Raw genomic sequence first — 274 nt, forward strand, 5'->3', positions numbered from 1 at the left:
CCTCGGGAACTGAATCGGCTCCTGGAAAAACTTCGTCTGCTCCCGCTCTTCGCCCAGCCGCCGGCTTGGGCAGCGATGTAGCCAGTAGCGGAAAGGCCTGTCCTTCCGCATCAAGGAGTTATGCTGCTACTCAAGGGAAGTCAGGTTAGCTTTATTGGAGATGGAGGAAGGTCCTCCGAAGACGGCCTGCAGGGGCAGTCTTCAAACCACCACAAGCTGCGAGGGTAAAGAGCTCTCGTGGTGAGCGTTGCTGGAAAAGGCGGGGATTACCCCG

Origin of the sequence: Verrucomicrobium sp. 3C (assembly GCF_000379365.1) — a bacterium.
Classification (GTDB): Bacteria; Verrucomicrobiota; Verrucomicrobiia; order Methylacidiphilales; family Methylacidiphilaceae; genus Methylacidimicrobium.